Genomic DNA, 15,175 nt, shown 5'->3' with positions numbered 1-15,175 from the left:
TCCCGCCGGGGTGGTAGTTCGTTGTGCGGCCAGTGCGGTGGCACACGCTGACCTCGACCCTAGGGACGCGTGATTTCTCGGGCGTGACCCATTTGTTTCGCACAAGTTAACCGGCCCGCTTCCACCGTAGTCCGCCACGGTGCGCCCGGCACCCGCCGTGTTCCGCTCGCGCACGCGTTCAGTACCGTGTAGGCGTGGACAAGAGGCGAGCAATCGGATCATGGCTCTCCGGGCCCCGCGCGGCCTTGGAGGAAGCCGGTGCCGACTTCGGATACCGGGGCGAGCGGCTGGGGCTGCCGGAGACCGGACCGGGGTCCATGGCGGGGCCGGGGCGTCGCCTCGCGGCCGTCGCCGTCGACTGGGGCATCAGCCTCTTGATCGCATACGGCCTCATCACGGACGGCTACCAGCAGGCCACCGGCAACTGGGCGCTGCTGGTGTTCTTCGTCCTGAGCACCCTCACCGTCGGCACCATCGGCTCCACCCCGGGCAAGCGGCTGCTGGGTCTGCGGGTCATCTCCCTCGACACCGGGCTGGTCCGCCCGCAGCGCGCCCTGCTGCGCTCGGCCCTGCTCTGCCTCGCCGTCCCGGCCCTGATCTGGGACCGCGACGGCCGCGGCCTCCACGACCGGGTGGCCCGCACGGTCGAGGTGCGGATGTAGACAGATCCACTTACGGATTCCTACGACGATGGGGCGCCCGGTGAGATCCGGGCGCCCCATCGTCGTAGAGAGGTCGTGTGCGAGGTGGGGGTCAGCGGGACTTCGGGCCGCCCCTCGGCATCCGCATCCCCTTCGGCATCGGACCCTTCGGCAGCGGCATGTTGCTCATCAGGTCACCCAGGGCGCGCAGCCGGTCGTTGGTGGCGGTGATCTGGGGGCCGCTGAGCACCCGGGGCAGCTTCAGCATGGTGGTGCGCAGCTTCTTCAGCTCGACCTGGCCCTCGCCGTTGCCCACGATCAGGTCGTGCACCGGGACGTCCGCGACGATGCGGTTCATCTTCTTCTTCTCGGCGGCCAGCAGGCTCTTCACCCGGTTCGGGTTGCCCTCGGCGACCAGCACGATGCCGGGCTTGCCGACAGCCCGGTGCACCACGTCCTGGCTGCGGTTCATCGCCACCGCGGGGGTCGTGGTCCAGCCCCGGCCGATGTTGTCCAGCACGGCCGCGGCGGCGCCCGGCTGGCCCTCCATCTGCCCGAAGGCGGCCCGCTCGGCCCGGCGCCCGAAGACGATCGCCGTCGCGAGGAAGGCGAGCAGCAGGCCCAGGATGCCGAGATAGATGGGGTGCCCGATCAAGAAACCGATCGCGAGGAAGACACCGAAGGTGACGATTCCGACAGCCGCGAGTACAAGACCGATCTTCTTGTCGGCCTTGCGGGTCATCTTGTAGGTCAGGGCGATCTGCTTCAGTCGCCCGGGGTTCGCAGCGTCCGCTGCGGTTTCCTTCCTCGCCATGTCGTGAAGTCTACGTGTCCCCGGCGGCGCGGACGACGGCGGTGTCCCGGGCGACGGGAACGGGGGTCAGGAGGAGCGGGCGGCCAGGGCCTGCTCCAGGAGCCGCTCGGCCTCGACGCGGTCCTTGGCCCGGCGGCGGTCCTCCAGGACGGACGTCCAGGCGTTGCGGCGGGCGGTGCGCTGGCCGCCGCTCATGAGCAGCGACTCGACTGCGCGCAGTGCTTCGGTGAGCGACGGGATCGCTGTGGCACGGACGGGCGCGGCCTGCATGATGGGGGTCCCCCTCGGTACGGGCTCTGGTGGTACGGGGCCGAACCCAGTACGGGCTCTGGTGATGGGTGTACTGGGCGTGAGGCCAGGGTCACTGTTCGGTGTTACCAGGGCGTGACTGACCGGTCAAACACCCATGAAGCCCTGATGGGGCGGGTCGGAACGCCGACGCGGCCCCGGCCGTGCCCCTCATCTGCGAGGACGGTCGGGGCCGCGTCATATCGGCCGCTACTGGCAGGTAGTCGCTTGTGCGCGAATTCACACGCGCGTCGTATGCCGGTGGTACGTACGGTGGGTGACGGAGCGTCAGACGGCCTGGGCCGCGACGAACGCGCCGCGCTTCTCCACCGCCATCTGGTACAGGCGACCGGCGCGGTACGAGGAGCGGACCAGCGGGCCGGACATCACACCGGAGAAGCCGATCTGCTCGGCCTCCTCCTTCAGCTCCACGAACTCCTGCGGCTTGACCCAGCGCTCCACGGGGTGGTGGCGCACGGAGGGGCGCAGGTACTGCGTGATGGTGATCAGCTCGCACCCGGCCTCGTGCAGCTGCCTGAGCGCCTCGCTGACCTCCTCGCGGGTCTCGCCCATGCCGAGGATCAGGTTCGACTTGGTGACCAGGCCGTGGTCGCGGGCGTCGGTGAGGACCTTCAGCGAGCGGTCGTAGCGGAAGCCGGGGCGGATGCGCTTGAAGATCCGCGGGACGGTCTCGACGTTGTGCGCGAAGACCTCGGGGCGGGAGGCGAAGACCTCGGCCAGCAGTTCGGGGACCGCGTTGAAGTCGGGGGCCAGCAGCTCGACCTTGGTCCGGCCGCCCTCGCGGTCGGCGGTCTGCTGGTGGATCTGGCGGACCGTCTCGGCGTACAGCCAGGCGCCGCCGTCCTCCAGGTCGTCGCGGGCGACGCCGGTGATGGTGGCGTAGTTCAGGTCCATGGTGACCACGGACTCGCCGACGCGGCGCGGCTCGTCGCGGTCGAGGGCCTCGGGCTTGCCGGTGTCGATCTGGCAGAAGTCACAGCGCCGGGTGCACTGGTCGCCGCCGATGAGGAAGGTCGCCTCGCGGTCCTCCCAGCACTCGTAGATGTTCGGGCAGCCCGCTTCCTGGCAGACCGTGTGCAGTCCCTCGCTCTTCACGAGGCCCTGCATCTTCGTGTACTCGGGGCCCATTTTCGCCCGGGTCTTGATCCACTCGGGCTTGCGCTCGATGGGGGTCTGGCTGTTGCGGACCTCCAGGCGCAGCATCTTGCGTCCGTCGGGGGTGACTGCGGACACGACCGGCTCCCTAGCGTTTGATTCTTCGGCGTTCTTCAGGGTACGCCCGTGGAATTGAAAGCTGGCGGGGCGTCTCAGGCCGCCGGTGCCTTCTCGATCTCCCGCGGCTTCAGCTCCGCGTTCTCCAGTACGTCCCTCAGGTGCCGCTCGACGACCGGGGCGACCTCGGGCACCGTGACGTCGCGGCCCAGCTCGGCCGCGAGGGACGTGACGCCCGCGTCGCGGATGCCGCACGGGATGATGCGGTCGAACCAGACGTTGTCGGGGTTCACGTTGAGGGCGAAGCCGTGCATGGTCACGCCCTTGGCGACCCGGATGCCGATCGCCGCGATCTTGCGGTCCTCGCGCCGCTGGCCCGCGTTGGAGGGGGCGTACTCGGGCCCGTTGAGGCGCGGGTCGAACTCCTCGTCGGTCAGCCGGGGGTCGAAGTCCAGGGCGAGGCCGCCGAGGGCGGGGCGGGTCTCCACCGGGTCGCCGAGGACCCAGACGCCGCTGCGGCCCTCGACGCGGGTGGTCTCCAGGCCGAACTCCGCGCAGGTGCGGATCAGCGCCTCCTCCAGGCGCCGGACGTGCGCGACCACGTCGACCGGGCGGGGCAGCTTCTGGATCGGGTAGCCCACGAGCTGGCCGGGGCCGTGCCAGGTGATCTTGCCGCCGCGGTCCACGTCGACCACCGGGGTGCCGTCCAGGGGGCGCTCGCTGTCGGCGGTGCGGCGGCCCGCGGTGTAGACCGGCGGGTGCTCAAGCAGCAGCACGGTGTCGGGGATCTCGTCGGCGAACCGGGCGGCGTGCACCCGGCGCTGCTCGTCCCACGCCTCGACGTACTCGACGGCGTCCGCGCCGAACCCCATGCGGACGAACCGCAATCCACTCACGGCAAGCGCCTCCCTCGGTCGACAGGCATGAAACGCGCCCACGCCACTGTACGACTCGCCCGGGGGCGTCAGCTCTGCGGGCAATCCTCACACGATCGGATGAATGAACGTCGAAGTATGCGATCAGTTGCTTACTCTCCGCTACATTCGCGCCGTTCACGAGGCCATAAGGGCTGCTCACAGGCAATCCGGGCACATCAGATGCCTGGAAGGCAGGAGACCGCACCGCAGATGACGGAACGACCCGCGCAGCGCACCCCCAACCGACAGCTCGCCGCGCTCATCGCAGAAGCGGGGTTCTCCAACGCAGGTCTCGCCCGTCGCGTGGACCAGCTCGGCCTGGAACACGGGCTCGATCTCAGATACGACAAGACCTCCGTCACCCGCTGGCTGCGCGGACAGCAGCCCCGCGGGACCACCCCGGCGCTCATCGCCGAGGTCTTCACCCGGCGCCTCGGGCGCCGACTGACCGCGCAGGACCTCGGGCTCGACGCCTGCGCCCCGGTCTACGCCGGGCTGGAGTTCGCCGCCACCCCCGAGGAGGCCGTCGACATCGTCAGCGGGCTGTGGCGCAAGGACTCCGGCAGCCACGCCGAACTCCGCAAGATCGCGTTCACCGCGGCCGGGCTCGTGGTGCCCAGCCGGGACTGGCTGATCGGACGCCCCGACGAGAAGGTCGCCCGCGGTGAGCCCGCGCCCCGGGTGCCCGCCCAGCCCCGGCCGGGCAGCCGGACGCCGGTGCCCGGACTGCCCCCGGTGCCCCGGCAGCGCGGCGGCCAGACCGCCGAGCGCGGCCCCGGCCAGCGCGTCACCGGCGGCGACATCGCCGCGCTGCGCTCGGTGGGCGAGCTGTTCCGCACCCTCGACGACGCCTACGGCGGCGGCCACGCCCGGCAGGCGCTGGTGCGCTACCTGGAGCACGAGTGCGAGCCGATGCTGCGCGGCACGTACGGCGAGCAGACCGGCCGCCGCCTGTTCGCCGCCGCCGCCGACCTCACCCGGCTCGCGGGCTGGACGTCGTACGACATCGCGGCGCACGGGCTCGCGCAGCGCTACTTCGTGCAGGCGCTGCGGCTCGCGCAGGCCGCCGCGGACCGGGCCTACGGCTCGTACGTGCTGGTCACCATGAGCAGGCAGGCCGTGTACCTCGGGCACGGGCGGGAGGCCATCCAGCTCGCCCGGGTCGCCCAGCAGGGCATCGGCACCTCCGGGCCGCCGGTGGTGCAGGCGCTGCTGCACGCCGCCGAGGCGCGCGGGCACGGCGTGCTCGGGGAGGTACGGGCGTGCACGGCCTCCCTGGTGCGCGCCGAGCGCGCGCTGGAGGGCGCGCGACCCGGTGACGAGGTGCCGCACTGGGCGCGGTTCTTCGACGAGGCGCAGCTCGCCGACGAGTTCGGGCACTGCCACCGGGACCTCCAGCAGTACCGGGCGGCGGCGCAGCACGCGGAGCGGTCGCTGCAACTGCGCGCGCCCTCCTACGCCCGCAGCCGACTGTTCTGCCGGGTGGTGCTGGCCACCGCCCGGCTCGGCCTCGGGGAGCTGGACCAGGCGTGCCAGCTCGCCGCCGAGGCGGCCGGACAGGCGGCGGAGATGCGGTCGGTACGGGCGCTGGAGTACGTCCGGGACTTCGAGCGGAGGCTGGAGCCGTACAAGGACGCCGCGCCGGTCCGGGGGTACCGGGACCGGGTGGCGGCCCTCGGCTGAGCCGCCGCCCCGGCCCGCCCGCCCCCGGTCAGGCAGCCGCCGCCGGGGCGGGCGGAGGTGCCGTCGGCGCCGTCCTGCGCGCCGTGGGCGCCGGGTCGGCCTGGTGCATCGAACCGGCCGCGCCCAGGTCGGCCAGGATCGCCGCCGAGGCCCGGTAGCCGGAGTGCAGGGCGCCCTGGACGGTGCTGGTGTCCCGGTGGTCGCCGCACACGTACAGGCCCGCCAGCAGCCGTACCGGGCGCCGCAGGTCGTGCGGTGGCCGCATCGCCGGGACGGCCTCGGCGGTGTGGTGCACGGCGAGCGTCTCCCAGCGGGCGGTGGAGGTGCCGTAGAGGCGGGACAGGTGGGCGCGTACGGCGGTGTCGACCCGCGGCACGGGCGGGCCGAGGACCGTGGAGGAGACCAGGGCGCGGCCCGCGGGCGCCCGGGACGGGTCCACGGCGCTGACCACGGCGGTGTGCGCGACGGGGCCGCCGCGGTCGGCGTCGAGCAGCAGCGCGGCGCCGGTCGCGGGCGGCTCGTCGGTGGTGTGGTGCACCACCGTCACCGGGTGGAAGCCGGGCACGCGCAGGCCCGGCAGGAGGTCGGCGGCGGCCCGCGCGTCGGTGGCCAGCAGCACGGCGCGGCAGCGGAACTCGCCGTGCTCGGCGGTGGTGACGCGGTTGGTGGCGACCGAGGTGACGCGGACCCCGGTGTGCACGGTGCCCGGCGGGAGCGCCGCCGCCAGCAGTTGGGGCAGCGTCTCGGCGCCGCCCTCCGGCACGCACAGCCGCCCGCTGGCGAACGCCCGCAGCGCGAGGTCCGCGCACCGGCTGGAGGTGGTCAGCTCCGGGTCGCACAGCAGGGCCGCGAGCAGCGGGCGCAGGAAGCCGTCGATCGTGCGGGCGGGCAGCCCACGGGCCGCGAGTGCCTGACCGGCGGGCACCTCGGGCCGGGCCAGCAGCCGCTCCACGGGCATCGCGGCGAGCCGCGCGAGCGCGGCACCGAGCCGGGCCTGGTCGAGGGGGTTGCCGAGGGGGCCACTGAGGGTGGTACCGAGGGTCGTGCCGAGGGCTGCTCCCGCGCGGGTCCAGGAGGGGGTTGTACGGGGCCCGGGGGCGCGGGTACGGCCCCGAAGGGCGTGAGTGACGTCCGCACGGCCCTGCGGGGTGCTGATACGGCCCTGAGCGGCGTCCGCCTGGCTCTGCGAGGTGTCCCTCTGGCTTCGAGGGGCGCCCGCCTGGCCCGGGAGGGCGTCCGCACGGCCCTGAGCGGCGTCCGCCTGGCTGTGCGAGGCGCCCGCCTGGCCCTGAAGGGCCTCCGCGCCGCCCCCAGGGGCGCCAGCCCGGCCGCCCCCCGCCGCGCCGGAGCGGCTCCACGGTGTGGGTATGGGCCGGGGGGCGCTTGCGAGGGCGCGCATTGCTTGGAGTGCGCCCCGTGCGCCCCGCGCGCTACCGCCACCCGTCGGGACGGACGTGTGGCGGAGCCGACCGTCGGCGTGCAGCAGCACTCCGGGGGCGAAGGCGCGCAGCGCGAGGGCGTCCAGGCCCGGGGTCAGCCGTAGCTCCGGGTACGACGTGGACAGCAGCCGTCCGACCCGGTCGAGCCGGAAGCCGTCGACCTTCTCGGTCGACATCCGGCCGCCGACCCAGGGAGCGGCTTCCAGGACGACGGTCCTCACTCCTGCGCGGGTCAGCCGATGGGCCGCGGAGAGACCGGCGACCCCGGCCCCGACGACCACGACATCCGCCTGAAACGCGGGCTCAAGCACGTGCCCCTCCTAGAGGTCGGGCGGGCGCTGGAGACGTCATGCCCCCAACAAGCTCCGGGGATACCCGAGTTCGGCTTGAGGTTAGGGCCGTGATCGGTCCAGGTCAGTCGCGCATCGCCAGGGCACGGTCGCACGGCGGTCGCATACGGTCACACGCGTCCGCCGCCTTACCAGGAGCGGTCCGTCGGACTCAGTACGCCGCCCGGAGCGCGTCCTCGATCCCGGGGAAGGCGAAGGCGAACCCCGACCGCAGCAGCCGGGCGGGCAGCACCCGCTGACTGCCCAGCACCTCCGACGACAGCTCCCCGAGCACGGCCCGCAGCACCGGCGCGGGCACCGCGAACGCCGTCGGACGGCGCAGCACCCGCCCCATCGCCGCCGTGATCTCACGGTTCGTCAGCGGCTGCGGGGCCGTCAGGTTGAACGGCCCCGACAGGTCCACGCGGTCCAGCAGGTGCCGCAGCGCGGCCACCTCGTCGTGCAGCGCGATGAACGACCAGAACTGCCGCCCGTCGCCCAGCCGTCCCCCGAGCCCCGCCCGGAACAGCGGGAACAGCCGCCCCCACGCCCCGCCTTCGCGGGCCACCACCAGACCGGTCCGGGCGAACACCGTCCGCACGCCCGCCTCCCGCGCGGGCGCCGCCGCCGACTCCCACGCCACGCACAGCTCGGGCAGGAACCCCGTCCCGGCGGGCGCGTCCTCGTCGACCGCGCGGTCACCGGTGTCGCCGTAGTAGCCGATCGCGCTGCCGTTCAGCAGCACGCGCGGGCGGCGCTCGGCGTCGAGGGCGGCGAGCGCCTCGGCGAGCGCCCGGGTGCCGTTGACCCGCCCGTCCCGCAGCCGCCGCTTGTACTCCGCGCTCCAGCGCCGGTCACCGATCCCCGCCCCGGCGAGGTTCACCACGGCGGCGCACCCCGCGAGCCCCGCCGGGTCGACGTACCCCCGTTCCGGGTCCCAGCGGACCTCGTCGGCGGACCGGGGCGCCCGGCGCACCAGCCGCACCACCTCGTGGCCGTCGGCGGCCAGCGACCGCACGAGGGCCCCGCCGATCAGCCCGGACGCCCCGGTCACCGCGATCCTGTCCCGTCCCACACCGTCACCCGCGTTGTCGTCCACCCCGCCATCATGCCGTCACCGGGCACCGGAAACCCCGGTGGGACGGCCGGTCGGCGGACGTAGGGTGGCCGACATGCCGCAGCCTGAGCCCCGTATCCGCCGAGCCGTCTTCGAGGACGAGGAGGCGCTGGCCGGACTCGACCACGCGACCTGGTCGTCCCTGCACGCGGTCACGCCCCGGCCGCGGCCCGACGAGCCCTTCTTCACCGACCGGGTGCGGCCCTTCCAGCACTTCGTCGCCGAACTGGGCGGACGCGTCGTGGGCTACGTCCGCCTCGGCCTCCCCACCGACCTGGCCAGCAACGCGCATGTCCGGCAGATACACGGCCTCGCCGTGGCGCGGGAGGCGCGCGGGCGGGGCGCGGGGCGGGCGCTGGTGCGGGCCGCCGTCGCGGAGGCCCGCCGTCAGGGCGCCCGCCGGATCAGCCTGCGCGTCCTCGGGCACAACGCCCCCGCGCGTGCGCTGTACGAGGCCGAGGGGTTCGTCGTCGAGGGTGTGCAGCCCGAGGAGTTCCACCTCGACGGCAAGTACGTCGACGACGTGCTCATGGGGCGCTCACTGCTCTGAGCCCCCTCCGACTCACTGCTCTGAGCCCTTTGGGCTGCCCTCACGACGTGACCAGTTCGCCCGTGTCCGCCGCCGCCGTCGCCCCCGCCGCGCGCTCGGCCTCCGCGGCGACCTCGGCCGCCGTGAGGACGTAGCCCGTCTCGGCGTCCGAGGTGGAGCGGGCGAAGACCACGCCGAACACCTTGCCGTCGGTGGTCAGCAGCGGGCCGCCGGAGTTGCCGGGGCGGACGGTGGAACGGATGGCGTAGATCTCCCGGGTGACGGTGCCGTCGCTGTAGATGTTCTGGCCGTTGGCCCGCACCCGGCTCGCCACCGTCGCCGCCTGGAGGTCGAGCCCGCCGTCCTGCGGATAGCCCGCGACCACCGCCGCGTCCCCGCGCGCCGCGCCGTCGTCGAAGCCCAGCGCGGGCGCCGCGAGCCCGGGCACGTACAGCACGGCCACGTCCTTGTCGGGGTCGAAGAGCACCACGCGCGCCTCGTACGCCCGCCCCACCCCGCCGACCCGGACGGTCGGCTCGTCGATGCCCGCCACCACGTGGGCGTTGGTCATCACCCGCTCCGCCGCGTACACGAACCCGCTGCCCTCGCGGCCCTGGGTGCCCGCCACGCCCTCCACCTTGACGGTGCTGGCGCGGGCGGCCCGGGTCGCGGCGGCGGTGACGCTGTCGCCGGAGGGGCGGGCCACCTGTGCCGTCGACTCGTTCTCGAACGGGTTGAAGACCTGCGGGAACCCCGCCTCCGTCAGCGCCGACGTGGCGCGCGCGAACCACGCCGGGGTGGTGTCCGGCATCGCGTCCTGCACCGCGCCCAGCACCCGCGAGTCCCGGATCGCCGAGGTCAGCAGCGGCGACGAGGACGCCGCGAGGACGCTCGCCGCCACCCACGCCACGATCAGCACCGCCACCGACCCGGCCAGCGCCCCGCCCACGCCGTCCGCCACCCGCAGCGGCCCCCGGTCCAGCTCCCGCCGCAGCCGCAGCGCGAGCCGCCCCGCCAGCTCGTGCACCAGCACCGCCGGGACCAGCACCGTCAGCACCGCCGTGACCGTCGCCGCGGTGGAGCCCGGCGCCACCACGTCCATCACCCACGGCAGCAGCCACACGCCGAGCACCGCGCCGCCCACGAACCCGGCGAGCGAGACACAGCCCGCCACCAGCCCGCGCCGGTACCCCGACCCGGCGTAGGCCAGGGTCACCAGCAGCAACAGGATGTCGAGCAGGTCCACAAAGCCGCCTTTCCCTTCGGAGCCCTCCCACGCCCTCACATACGCGCGGCGCGGCTCCCGTGATCAGCCGCCGGTCAGCGCGTGTACCCGGGAAAACGCCGCGGACCGGGACGATGGTTCCACCGGGTGGCACAGCACACATCGCGGGCACGACGGTTCGGCCGGACAGTGAAACCATGCGTGTCTTGCGAAGAACGCGGCAGATCCGCACGGCACAGCGGATACGCGCCGCGCAGCGGAGCAGGGGGGCCCAGAAGGCCCGGAGCGGACGGCGGCGCGCCGCCCACCGGCGCCCGCCGCCGCGCCGCCCGGACGGCACCACCGGCACACCCCGCGTGCCCAGCGGGCCCCGAATACCCGGCTCGCCCCGTCTGCCCCGCCCGGCCCGGGTGGCCCTCGGCTGTCTGCCGGGGCTCGCCGCCGTGGCCGCGCTGGCGCTGTGCGCCAACGGCGTCGAGAGCGCCGTCACTTCGGCGGCGCACCGGCGGCCCGCCGTCCGCGCCGCCCCGCACAGCGCGCCCCGGCCCGACATCAGGCCCCGCTCCGTCTGGGCCACCCCGGGCGGCACCCGGCACCAGCCGCCGCCGCGCTACGACGACACGGTGGTCGCCGTCTTCGTCCACCACACCGACTCGCCCAACGCCTACGACTGCGCCCAGACGCCGCGCATCATCCGCGACCTGTACGCCGGGCAGACCGGCGCCCGCGACTGGGACGACATCGGCTACAACTTCCTCGTCGACCGCTGCGGCACCGTGTACGAGGGCCGCGCGGGCGGCGTCGACCGGGCCGTCACCGGCGCCCACACCCAGGGCTTCAACCACCGCACCGCGGGCATCGCCGCCATCGGCACCTTCACGGCGGGCGCGACCGTCCCGCGCGTGATGACCGACGCGATCGCCGCCGTCGCCGCCTGGAAGCTGGGCCTGTCGGACACCGACCCGCGCAGCCGGGTCCGCCTGGTCTCCAGCAACAGCGGCAGCCGGTACGCCGCGGGCACCCGGGCCAGCCTGCCCGCGCTCGCCGGGCACAGCGACGGCTACATGACGAGCTGCCCCGGCGCCGCCCTCGCCGCCCGACTGCCGGAGATCCGCGCGCTGGCGGCCCGGCTCCAGGGCCGGAGCGGCACCCCACAGGACGGCCACAGCCGCCGCGCGGGCTCCGCACAGCGGCCGTCCCTACCGTCGGCGGTGGACGCCGACCGGAGGTGGGGACGATGAACGACAGGACGCGGTACGAGGGGACGCGGGGGCGGCACCAGGGCGGCCGGGCCGAGCCGGGGCCGCGCGGTACGTGGCGGGCGGTGTGCGCGGCCCTGACGGTCGTCCTCGGCCCGCCCGCGCTCACCGCCCCGGCCCTCGACCAGGCCAACGCCGCACCCCTGCGGCAGCCGACGCCGAAGACCCCGTGGGCACCTGCACCGTGAGCCCGAAGGCGCCTGCACCGTCGTGGGCGGCCTACTCCTTGAACCGCTCCCACAGCCGCGGGTACCGCCCCGCCAGCGCGGCCTCGTCCTCGAAGTCGACCGGCGTGCCCTCGGGTTCCGCGGCGCCGGGCGGGAGGCCCAGGTCGGGGGCGACGGTGCCGGTGAGCTGCTCGTACGCCTCGTCCGCGGCGTACCCCAGCTCCTCGCCGTCGCCGTCGACCTCCTCGTCGAAGTCGTCCAGCAGGTCGGCGAGCGCGTCAGGATCGTGCAGGGCGCCCTCGTACACCTCCCGGCCCTGGCCGATCAGCCAGCACCGGAAGAAGTCGAACGCGTCGTCGCTGGCGCCGTCGAGCAGCACCCAGGCGGCGCCCCACAGGTCCCAGCGGTAGGCGCGCTGGTAGCGGGCCTCGAAGTGACGGGCGAAGTCGAGGACCGACTCGGGGTCGAGCTGGACGAGCCGCTCCACCAGCAGGTCCGCCTGCTCCTCCGGATCGCCCTCGGCGGCCTCGCGGCTGGTATCCACCAGCTCCCAGAACTCCGTCTCGTCCATCACGCGTCCAGCATCATCCCTGAACGGGCCCGACGCACGCGGAGTACGACGGATCGTTATCACCCGGCCCCGGCCGCCCCGTCAGTTCCGGTACAGCCCCGCCCACCGCGCCGCGTCCGCCGCCAGCCGGGCGCGCAGCGTGCCGGGGGCCAGCACCTCCGCCTCCGGACCCAGGGCGGTGAGCTGGGTGTGGGCGACCTCCTCCGACTCCACGGGCAGGGTGACCGTGGTCCAGCCGTCGGCGTCCGGGGGCTCCGCTGCGGCCAGCGCCTCGCGGGCGGCCCGCGGGTCGACGGTGTGCGGCAGCCGCCGTACGCCGTCGGGGGAGAGCCGTACCACGACCTCGGCGCGCAGCAGCGAGCGCGCGAACTGCTCGGCGCGCTCGGCCCAGAACGCGGGCAGGTCGAAGTCGGGGTCCCGCTCGAAGCGGCCGGGGCCGGGCCGCACCGCCGTGAACCGGTCGATGCGGTAGACCCGGTGGGAGACGTCCCCCGCGACCCGGGCGCACAGGTACCACACGCCCGCCTTCAGGACGAGCCCGTACGGTTCCAGCTCCCGGACCACCTCGCGCTCGCCGCGCCGGTAGTGGGCGGTGACCGGACGGTCGTCCCACACCGCCTCGGCGACGTCCGGCAGCAGCTCCGGCGTCCGAGGCTCGTGGAACCAGGTCGGGGCGTCCAGGTGGAACCGCTGCGCCGCCGTGCGGGAGGCGTCCCGCAGGGACGGCAGCAGCGCCGCCGAAACCTTCAGCCGGGCCGCCGACGCCGCGTCCTCCAGGCCCATCTCGCGCAGCGCCCCCGGCACGCCGGACAGGAACAGCGCCTCGGCCTCGCCGCGGTGCAGCCCGGTGAGCCGGGTGCGGTAGCCGCCGACCAGCCGGTAGCCGCCGCCGCGCCCCCGGTCGGCGTAGACCGGGACGCCCGCCTCCGACAGCGCCTGGGCGTCGCGGGTGACGGTCCGCTCGGACACCTCCAGCTCGCGCGCCAGCTCGGCCGCGGTCATGGCGGGGCGGGACTGGAGCAGCAGCACCATCTTGATCAGCCGGGCGGCACGCATGACCGCCATTGTGCCGGGCCCCGTCACCTGGGCGGGCGTACGCACCCTGTGGTGGCCGGGAGACCGCTGTTAACGTCGGGATTCGGTTCATCCCAGTGGTTCAGCGCTTCACCCGGGACGTCCCCGACCTAGGACGGGCACATGGCGACACAGTCGAGTGACACGACACCACCCCGCGAACAGTGGTCCACCCGCACCGGGTTCCTGCTGGCGGCGATCGGTTCCGCCGTCGGCCTCGGGAACATCTGGCGCTTCCCCGCCGTCGCCTACGAGAACGGCGGCGGCGCGTTCCTCTTCCCCTATCTGATCGCCCTGCTCACCGCGGGCATCCCGTTGCTGATCATGGAGTACGCGATCGGCCGGAGGTACCGCACCTCGCCCCCCGCCGCGCTGCGGCGGATGTCCCGCCCGGCCGAGGTGCTCGGCTGGTGGCAGGTGGCGATCTCCTTCGTGATCGCCACCTACTACGCGGTCATCATCGCCTGGGCCATCCGCTACGTCGGGTTCTCGGTCGACGAGGCGTGGGGCGACGACCCGGAGGGCTTCCTCTTCGGGAACTTCCTCGACGCGGCGGAGAAGCCTGGCTTCGTCTCCGGCTACGTCCCCGGCGTGCTGTGGCCGCTGATCGCCGTCTGGGTGGTCGTGCTGGTCATCCTCGCCTTCGGCATCCGGCGCGGCATCGAGGCGGCCAACAAGGTCTTCATCCCGCTGCTCGTGGTGTTCTTCGGCGCCCTCGTCGTCCGGGCGCTCACCCTGGACGGCGCCGCCGAGGGCCTCGACGCGTTCTTCCGGCCCGACTGGTCCCAGCTCAGCGACGGCAGCGTGTGGGTGGCGGCCTACGGCCAGATCTTCTTCTCGCTCTCCATCGGCTTCGGCATCATGGTCACCTACGCCTCCTACCTGCGCCGCCGCGCCGACCTCACCGGCTCCGCGATGGTCGCCGGGTTCGCCAACAGCTCCTTCGAGATCCTCGCGGGCATCGGGGTGTTCTCGGCGCTGGGCTTCATGGCGCAGGCGTCGGGCGTGCCGGTCAGCGAGGTGGCGACCGCCGGGCTCGGACTGGCCTTCGTGGCGTTCCCGACCGTCATCTCCGAGATGTGGCTGGGCGAGGTGTTCGGCGTCCTGTTCTTCGTGTCGCTGGTGATCGCCGGCCTGTCGTCGCTGATCTCCATCGTGCAGGTGGTGGTCTCCGCGGTGCAGGACCGCACCGGGATGCACCGCCTCCCGGCCGTGCTCAGCGTCGGCGGGGCCATCGCCGTGGTGTCCCTGCTGCTGTTCCCGACCGACGAGGGCGTCTACCTGCTCGACGCCTCCGACCACTTCATCAACCAGTACGGCATCGCGCTCGCCGGGCTCGTCGGCGTGGTCTGGGTGGCCTGGGTGATGCGCAAGCTGACCGAGCTGCAACGCGACGCCGACGCCACCTCCGCCATCCGGCTCGGCCACTGGTGGCGGATCTGCCTCGGTGTCATCACCCCGCTGGTGCTGGGCTGGATGATGGTCGACAGCCTGCGCGACGAGTTCGACGAGAACTACGAGGGCTACTCCACCGACTTCCTGCTCGGCGCGGGCTGGAGCGTCGCGATCGGCGCGCTGCTCGTCGGCGTGCTGCTCTCGCTGATCCCGTGGAAGGCGGCGGGGGGCGGGCTGATCGACCTGGACCTGGAGACCTCCGAGGAACAGGCCGCCCATGAACGCAGGCGCGGGCACCGAAAGGAGGGACGCTGATGTCCGGTGGCGCCATCACGATGATGATCGTCGCGATCCTGATCGTCTGGGGCGGGCTGCTCCTGGCCATCCTCCGGCTCCGCGGCCACCCCGACCCCGGCCCCGAGCCCGACGAGCTGGGCATCCCCAGCGCGGAGTGAGGAAACGAACGGCACCGGCTCCCCGGTCGGGGGAGCCGG

The 15,175-nt window shown here is 73.9% G+C and carries 16 protein-coding genes; 7 read left to right on the top strand and 9 right to left on the bottom strand.

All coding sequences use genetic code 11. The annotated features are described in order from the left end of the window. The first annotated feature begins 194 nt into the window (after window positions 1-194). Window positions 195-662, top strand: coding sequence for an RDD family protein (locus ACFQZ6_RS09685; protein ID WP_381606679.1), 468 nt, complete (start codon window positions 195-197; stop codon window positions 660-662). Between the two features lie 91 nt (window positions 663-753). Here ACFQZ6_RS09685 and ACFQZ6_RS09680 read toward each other — a convergent pair whose 3' ends face one another. The 4 genes from ACFQZ6_RS09680 to lipB all read right to left on the bottom strand — a co-directional run bounded on the left by ACFQZ6_RS09680 (window position 754) and on the right by lipB (window position 3,872). After that, the gene (locus ACFQZ6_RS09680) at window positions 754-1,455 is read right to left on the bottom strand and encodes a DUF4191 domain-containing protein (RefSeq protein WP_381606677.1); all 702 of its coding nucleotides are present in this window, start codon (window positions 1,453-1,455) and stop codon (window positions 754-756) included. A gap of 66 nt (window positions 1,456-1,521) precedes the next feature. Continuing rightward, the gene (locus ACFQZ6_RS09675) at window positions 1,522-1,725 is read right to left on the bottom strand and encodes an SCO2195 family GlnR-regulated protein (protein ID WP_360223667.1); all 204 of its coding nucleotides are present in this window, start codon (window positions 1,723-1,725) and stop codon (window positions 1,522-1,524) included. 306 nt (window positions 1,726-2,031) lie between these two features. After that, entirely contained in the window at window positions 2,032-2,997 is a 966-nt protein-coding gene (gene lipA / locus ACFQZ6_RS09670; RefSeq protein ID WP_381606675.1) for a lipoyl synthase, read from the bottom strand. A 74-nt stretch (window positions 2,998-3,071) separates the two neighbouring features. Next, a complete protein-coding gene (gene lipB / locus ACFQZ6_RS09665; RefSeq protein WP_381606673.1) occupies window positions 3,072-3,872 on the bottom strand; it encodes a lipoyl(octanoyl) transferase LipB in 801 nt (266 codons plus the stop codon). A 231-nt stretch (window positions 3,873-4,103) separates the two neighbouring features. Between lipB and ACFQZ6_RS09660 the strand changes: the two genes are divergently transcribed. Further along, window positions 4,104-5,576 carry a regulator gene (locus ACFQZ6_RS09660; RefSeq protein WP_381606671.1) on the top strand — a complete coding sequence of 491 codons (1,473 nt, stop codon included), beginning with the start codon at window positions 4,104-4,106 and terminating at the stop codon, window positions 5,574-5,576. A 28-nt stretch (window positions 5,577-5,604) separates the two neighbouring features. Here the strand turns inward: ACFQZ6_RS09660 and ACFQZ6_RS09655 are convergent, their stop codons facing one another. Both ACFQZ6_RS09655 and ACFQZ6_RS09650 read right to left on the bottom strand, forming a co-directional pair. Beyond that, entirely contained in the window at window positions 5,605-7,326 is a 1,722-nt protein-coding gene (locus tag ACFQZ6_RS09655) for an NAD(P)/FAD-dependent oxidoreductase (RefSeq protein WP_381606669.1), read from the bottom strand. A 190-nt stretch (window positions 7,327-7,516) separates the two neighbouring features. Next, entirely contained in the window at window positions 7,517-8,419 is a 903-nt protein-coding gene (locus tag ACFQZ6_RS09650; protein ID WP_381618184.1) for a TIGR01777 family oxidoreductase, read from the bottom strand. Between the two features lie 97 nt (window positions 8,420-8,516). On the opposite strand from ACFQZ6_RS09650, the gene ACFQZ6_RS09645 reads away from it, so the two are divergent. Continuing rightward, entirely contained in the window at window positions 8,517-9,011 is a 495-nt protein-coding gene (locus ACFQZ6_RS09645) for a GNAT family N-acetyltransferase (protein ID WP_381606667.1), read from the top strand. 40 nt (window positions 9,012-9,051) lie between these two features. Here the strand turns inward: ACFQZ6_RS09645 and ACFQZ6_RS09640 are convergent, their stop codons facing one another. Further along, window positions 9,052-10,236, bottom strand: a complete 1,185-nt coding sequence (locus ACFQZ6_RS09640) for a MarP family serine protease (RefSeq protein ID WP_381606664.1) — start codon at window positions 10,234-10,236, stop codon at window positions 9,052-9,054. 371 nt (window positions 10,237-10,607) lie between these two features. Between ACFQZ6_RS09640 and ACFQZ6_RS09635 the strand changes: the two genes are divergently transcribed. Both ACFQZ6_RS09635 and ACFQZ6_RS09630 read left to right on the top strand, forming a co-directional pair. Next, window positions 10,608-11,456: a peptidoglycan recognition protein family protein gene (locus ACFQZ6_RS09635; protein WP_381618181.1), complete on the top strand. Its 849-nt coding sequence runs from the start codon at window positions 10,608-10,610 to the stop codon at window positions 11,454-11,456. Continuing rightward, the gene (locus tag ACFQZ6_RS09630) at window positions 11,453-11,662 is read left to right on the top strand and encodes a hypothetical protein (RefSeq protein WP_381606663.1); all 210 of its coding nucleotides are present in this window, start codon (window positions 11,453-11,455) and stop codon (window positions 11,660-11,662) included. Before ACFQZ6_RS09635 ends, ACFQZ6_RS09630 begins: the two co-directional genes overlap by 4 nt. A gap of 31 nt (window positions 11,663-11,693) precedes the next feature. Here ACFQZ6_RS09630 and ACFQZ6_RS09625 read toward each other — a convergent pair whose 3' ends face one another. After that, window positions 11,694-12,212: a DUF4240 domain-containing protein gene (locus tag ACFQZ6_RS09625; protein WP_381618178.1), complete on the bottom strand. Its 519-nt coding sequence runs from the start codon at window positions 12,210-12,212 to the stop codon at window positions 11,694-11,696. 81 nt (window positions 12,213-12,293) lie between these two features. Then, on the bottom strand, window positions 12,294-13,268 hold the full coding sequence (locus tag ACFQZ6_RS09620) for a helix-turn-helix transcriptional regulator (protein ID WP_381606661.1): 975 nt from the start codon (window positions 13,266-13,268) through the stop codon (window positions 12,294-12,296). 141 nt (window positions 13,269-13,409) lie between these two features. Between ACFQZ6_RS09620 and ACFQZ6_RS09615 the strand changes: the two genes are divergently transcribed. Beyond that, on the top strand, window positions 13,410-14,996 hold the full coding sequence (locus tag ACFQZ6_RS09615) for a sodium-dependent transporter (protein ID WP_381606659.1): 1,587 nt from the start codon (window positions 13,410-13,412) through the stop codon (window positions 14,994-14,996). Continuing rightward, the gene (locus ACFQZ6_RS09610) at window positions 14,996-15,136 is read left to right on the top strand and encodes a methionine/alanine import family NSS transporter small subunit (RefSeq protein ID WP_381606657.1); all 141 of its coding nucleotides are present in this window, start codon (window positions 14,996-14,998) and stop codon (window positions 15,134-15,136) included. The genes ACFQZ6_RS09615 and ACFQZ6_RS09610 overlap by 1 nt, the downstream gene beginning before the upstream one ends. The last annotated feature ends 39 nt before the right edge of the window (window positions 15,137-15,175 follow it).

Source organism: Streptomyces flavalbus (assembly GCF_042674625.1).
Taxonomy (GTDB): domain Bacteria; phylum Actinomycetota; class Actinomycetes; order Streptomycetales; family Streptomycetaceae; genus Streptomyces; species Streptomyces flavalbus.
Note: the sequence above shows the minus strand (reverse complement) of the source record. Positions and strands in the feature narration are given on the sequence as shown.

Coding starts and splice junctions, on each gene's coding strand:
- ACFQZ6_RS09680 (WP_381606677.1), bottom strand. CDS start 1,455: ATGGCGAGGAAGGAAACCGCAGCGGACGCTGCGAACCCCGGGCGACTG.
- ACFQZ6_RS09615 (WP_381606659.1), top strand. CDS start 13,410: ATGGCGACACAGTCGAGTGACACGACACCACCCCGCGAACAGTGGTCC.
- ACFQZ6_RS09620 (WP_381606661.1), bottom strand. CDS start 13,268: ATGCGTGCCGCCCGGCTGATCAAGATGGTGCTGCTGCTCCAGTCCCGC.
- ACFQZ6_RS09630 (WP_381606663.1), top strand. CDS start 11,453: ATGAACGACAGGACGCGGTACGAGGGGACGCGGGGGCGGCACCAGGGC.
- ACFQZ6_RS09660 (WP_381606671.1), top strand. CDS start 4,104: ATGACGGAACGACCCGCGCAGCGCACCCCCAACCGACAGCTCGCCGCG.
- ACFQZ6_RS09610 (WP_381606657.1), top strand. CDS start 14,996: ATGTCCGGTGGCGCCATCACGATGATGATCGTCGCGATCCTGATCGTC.
- ACFQZ6_RS09645 (WP_381606667.1), top strand. CDS start 8,517: ATGCCGCAGCCTGAGCCCCGTATCCGCCGAGCCGTCTTCGAGGACGAG.
- ACFQZ6_RS09625 (WP_381618178.1), bottom strand. CDS start 12,212: ATGGACGAGACGGAGTTCTGGGAGCTGGTGGATACCAGCCGCGAGGCC.
- ACFQZ6_RS09675 (WP_360223667.1), bottom strand. CDS start 1,725: ATGCAGGCCGCGCCCGTCCGTGCCACAGCGATCCCGTCGCTCACCGAA.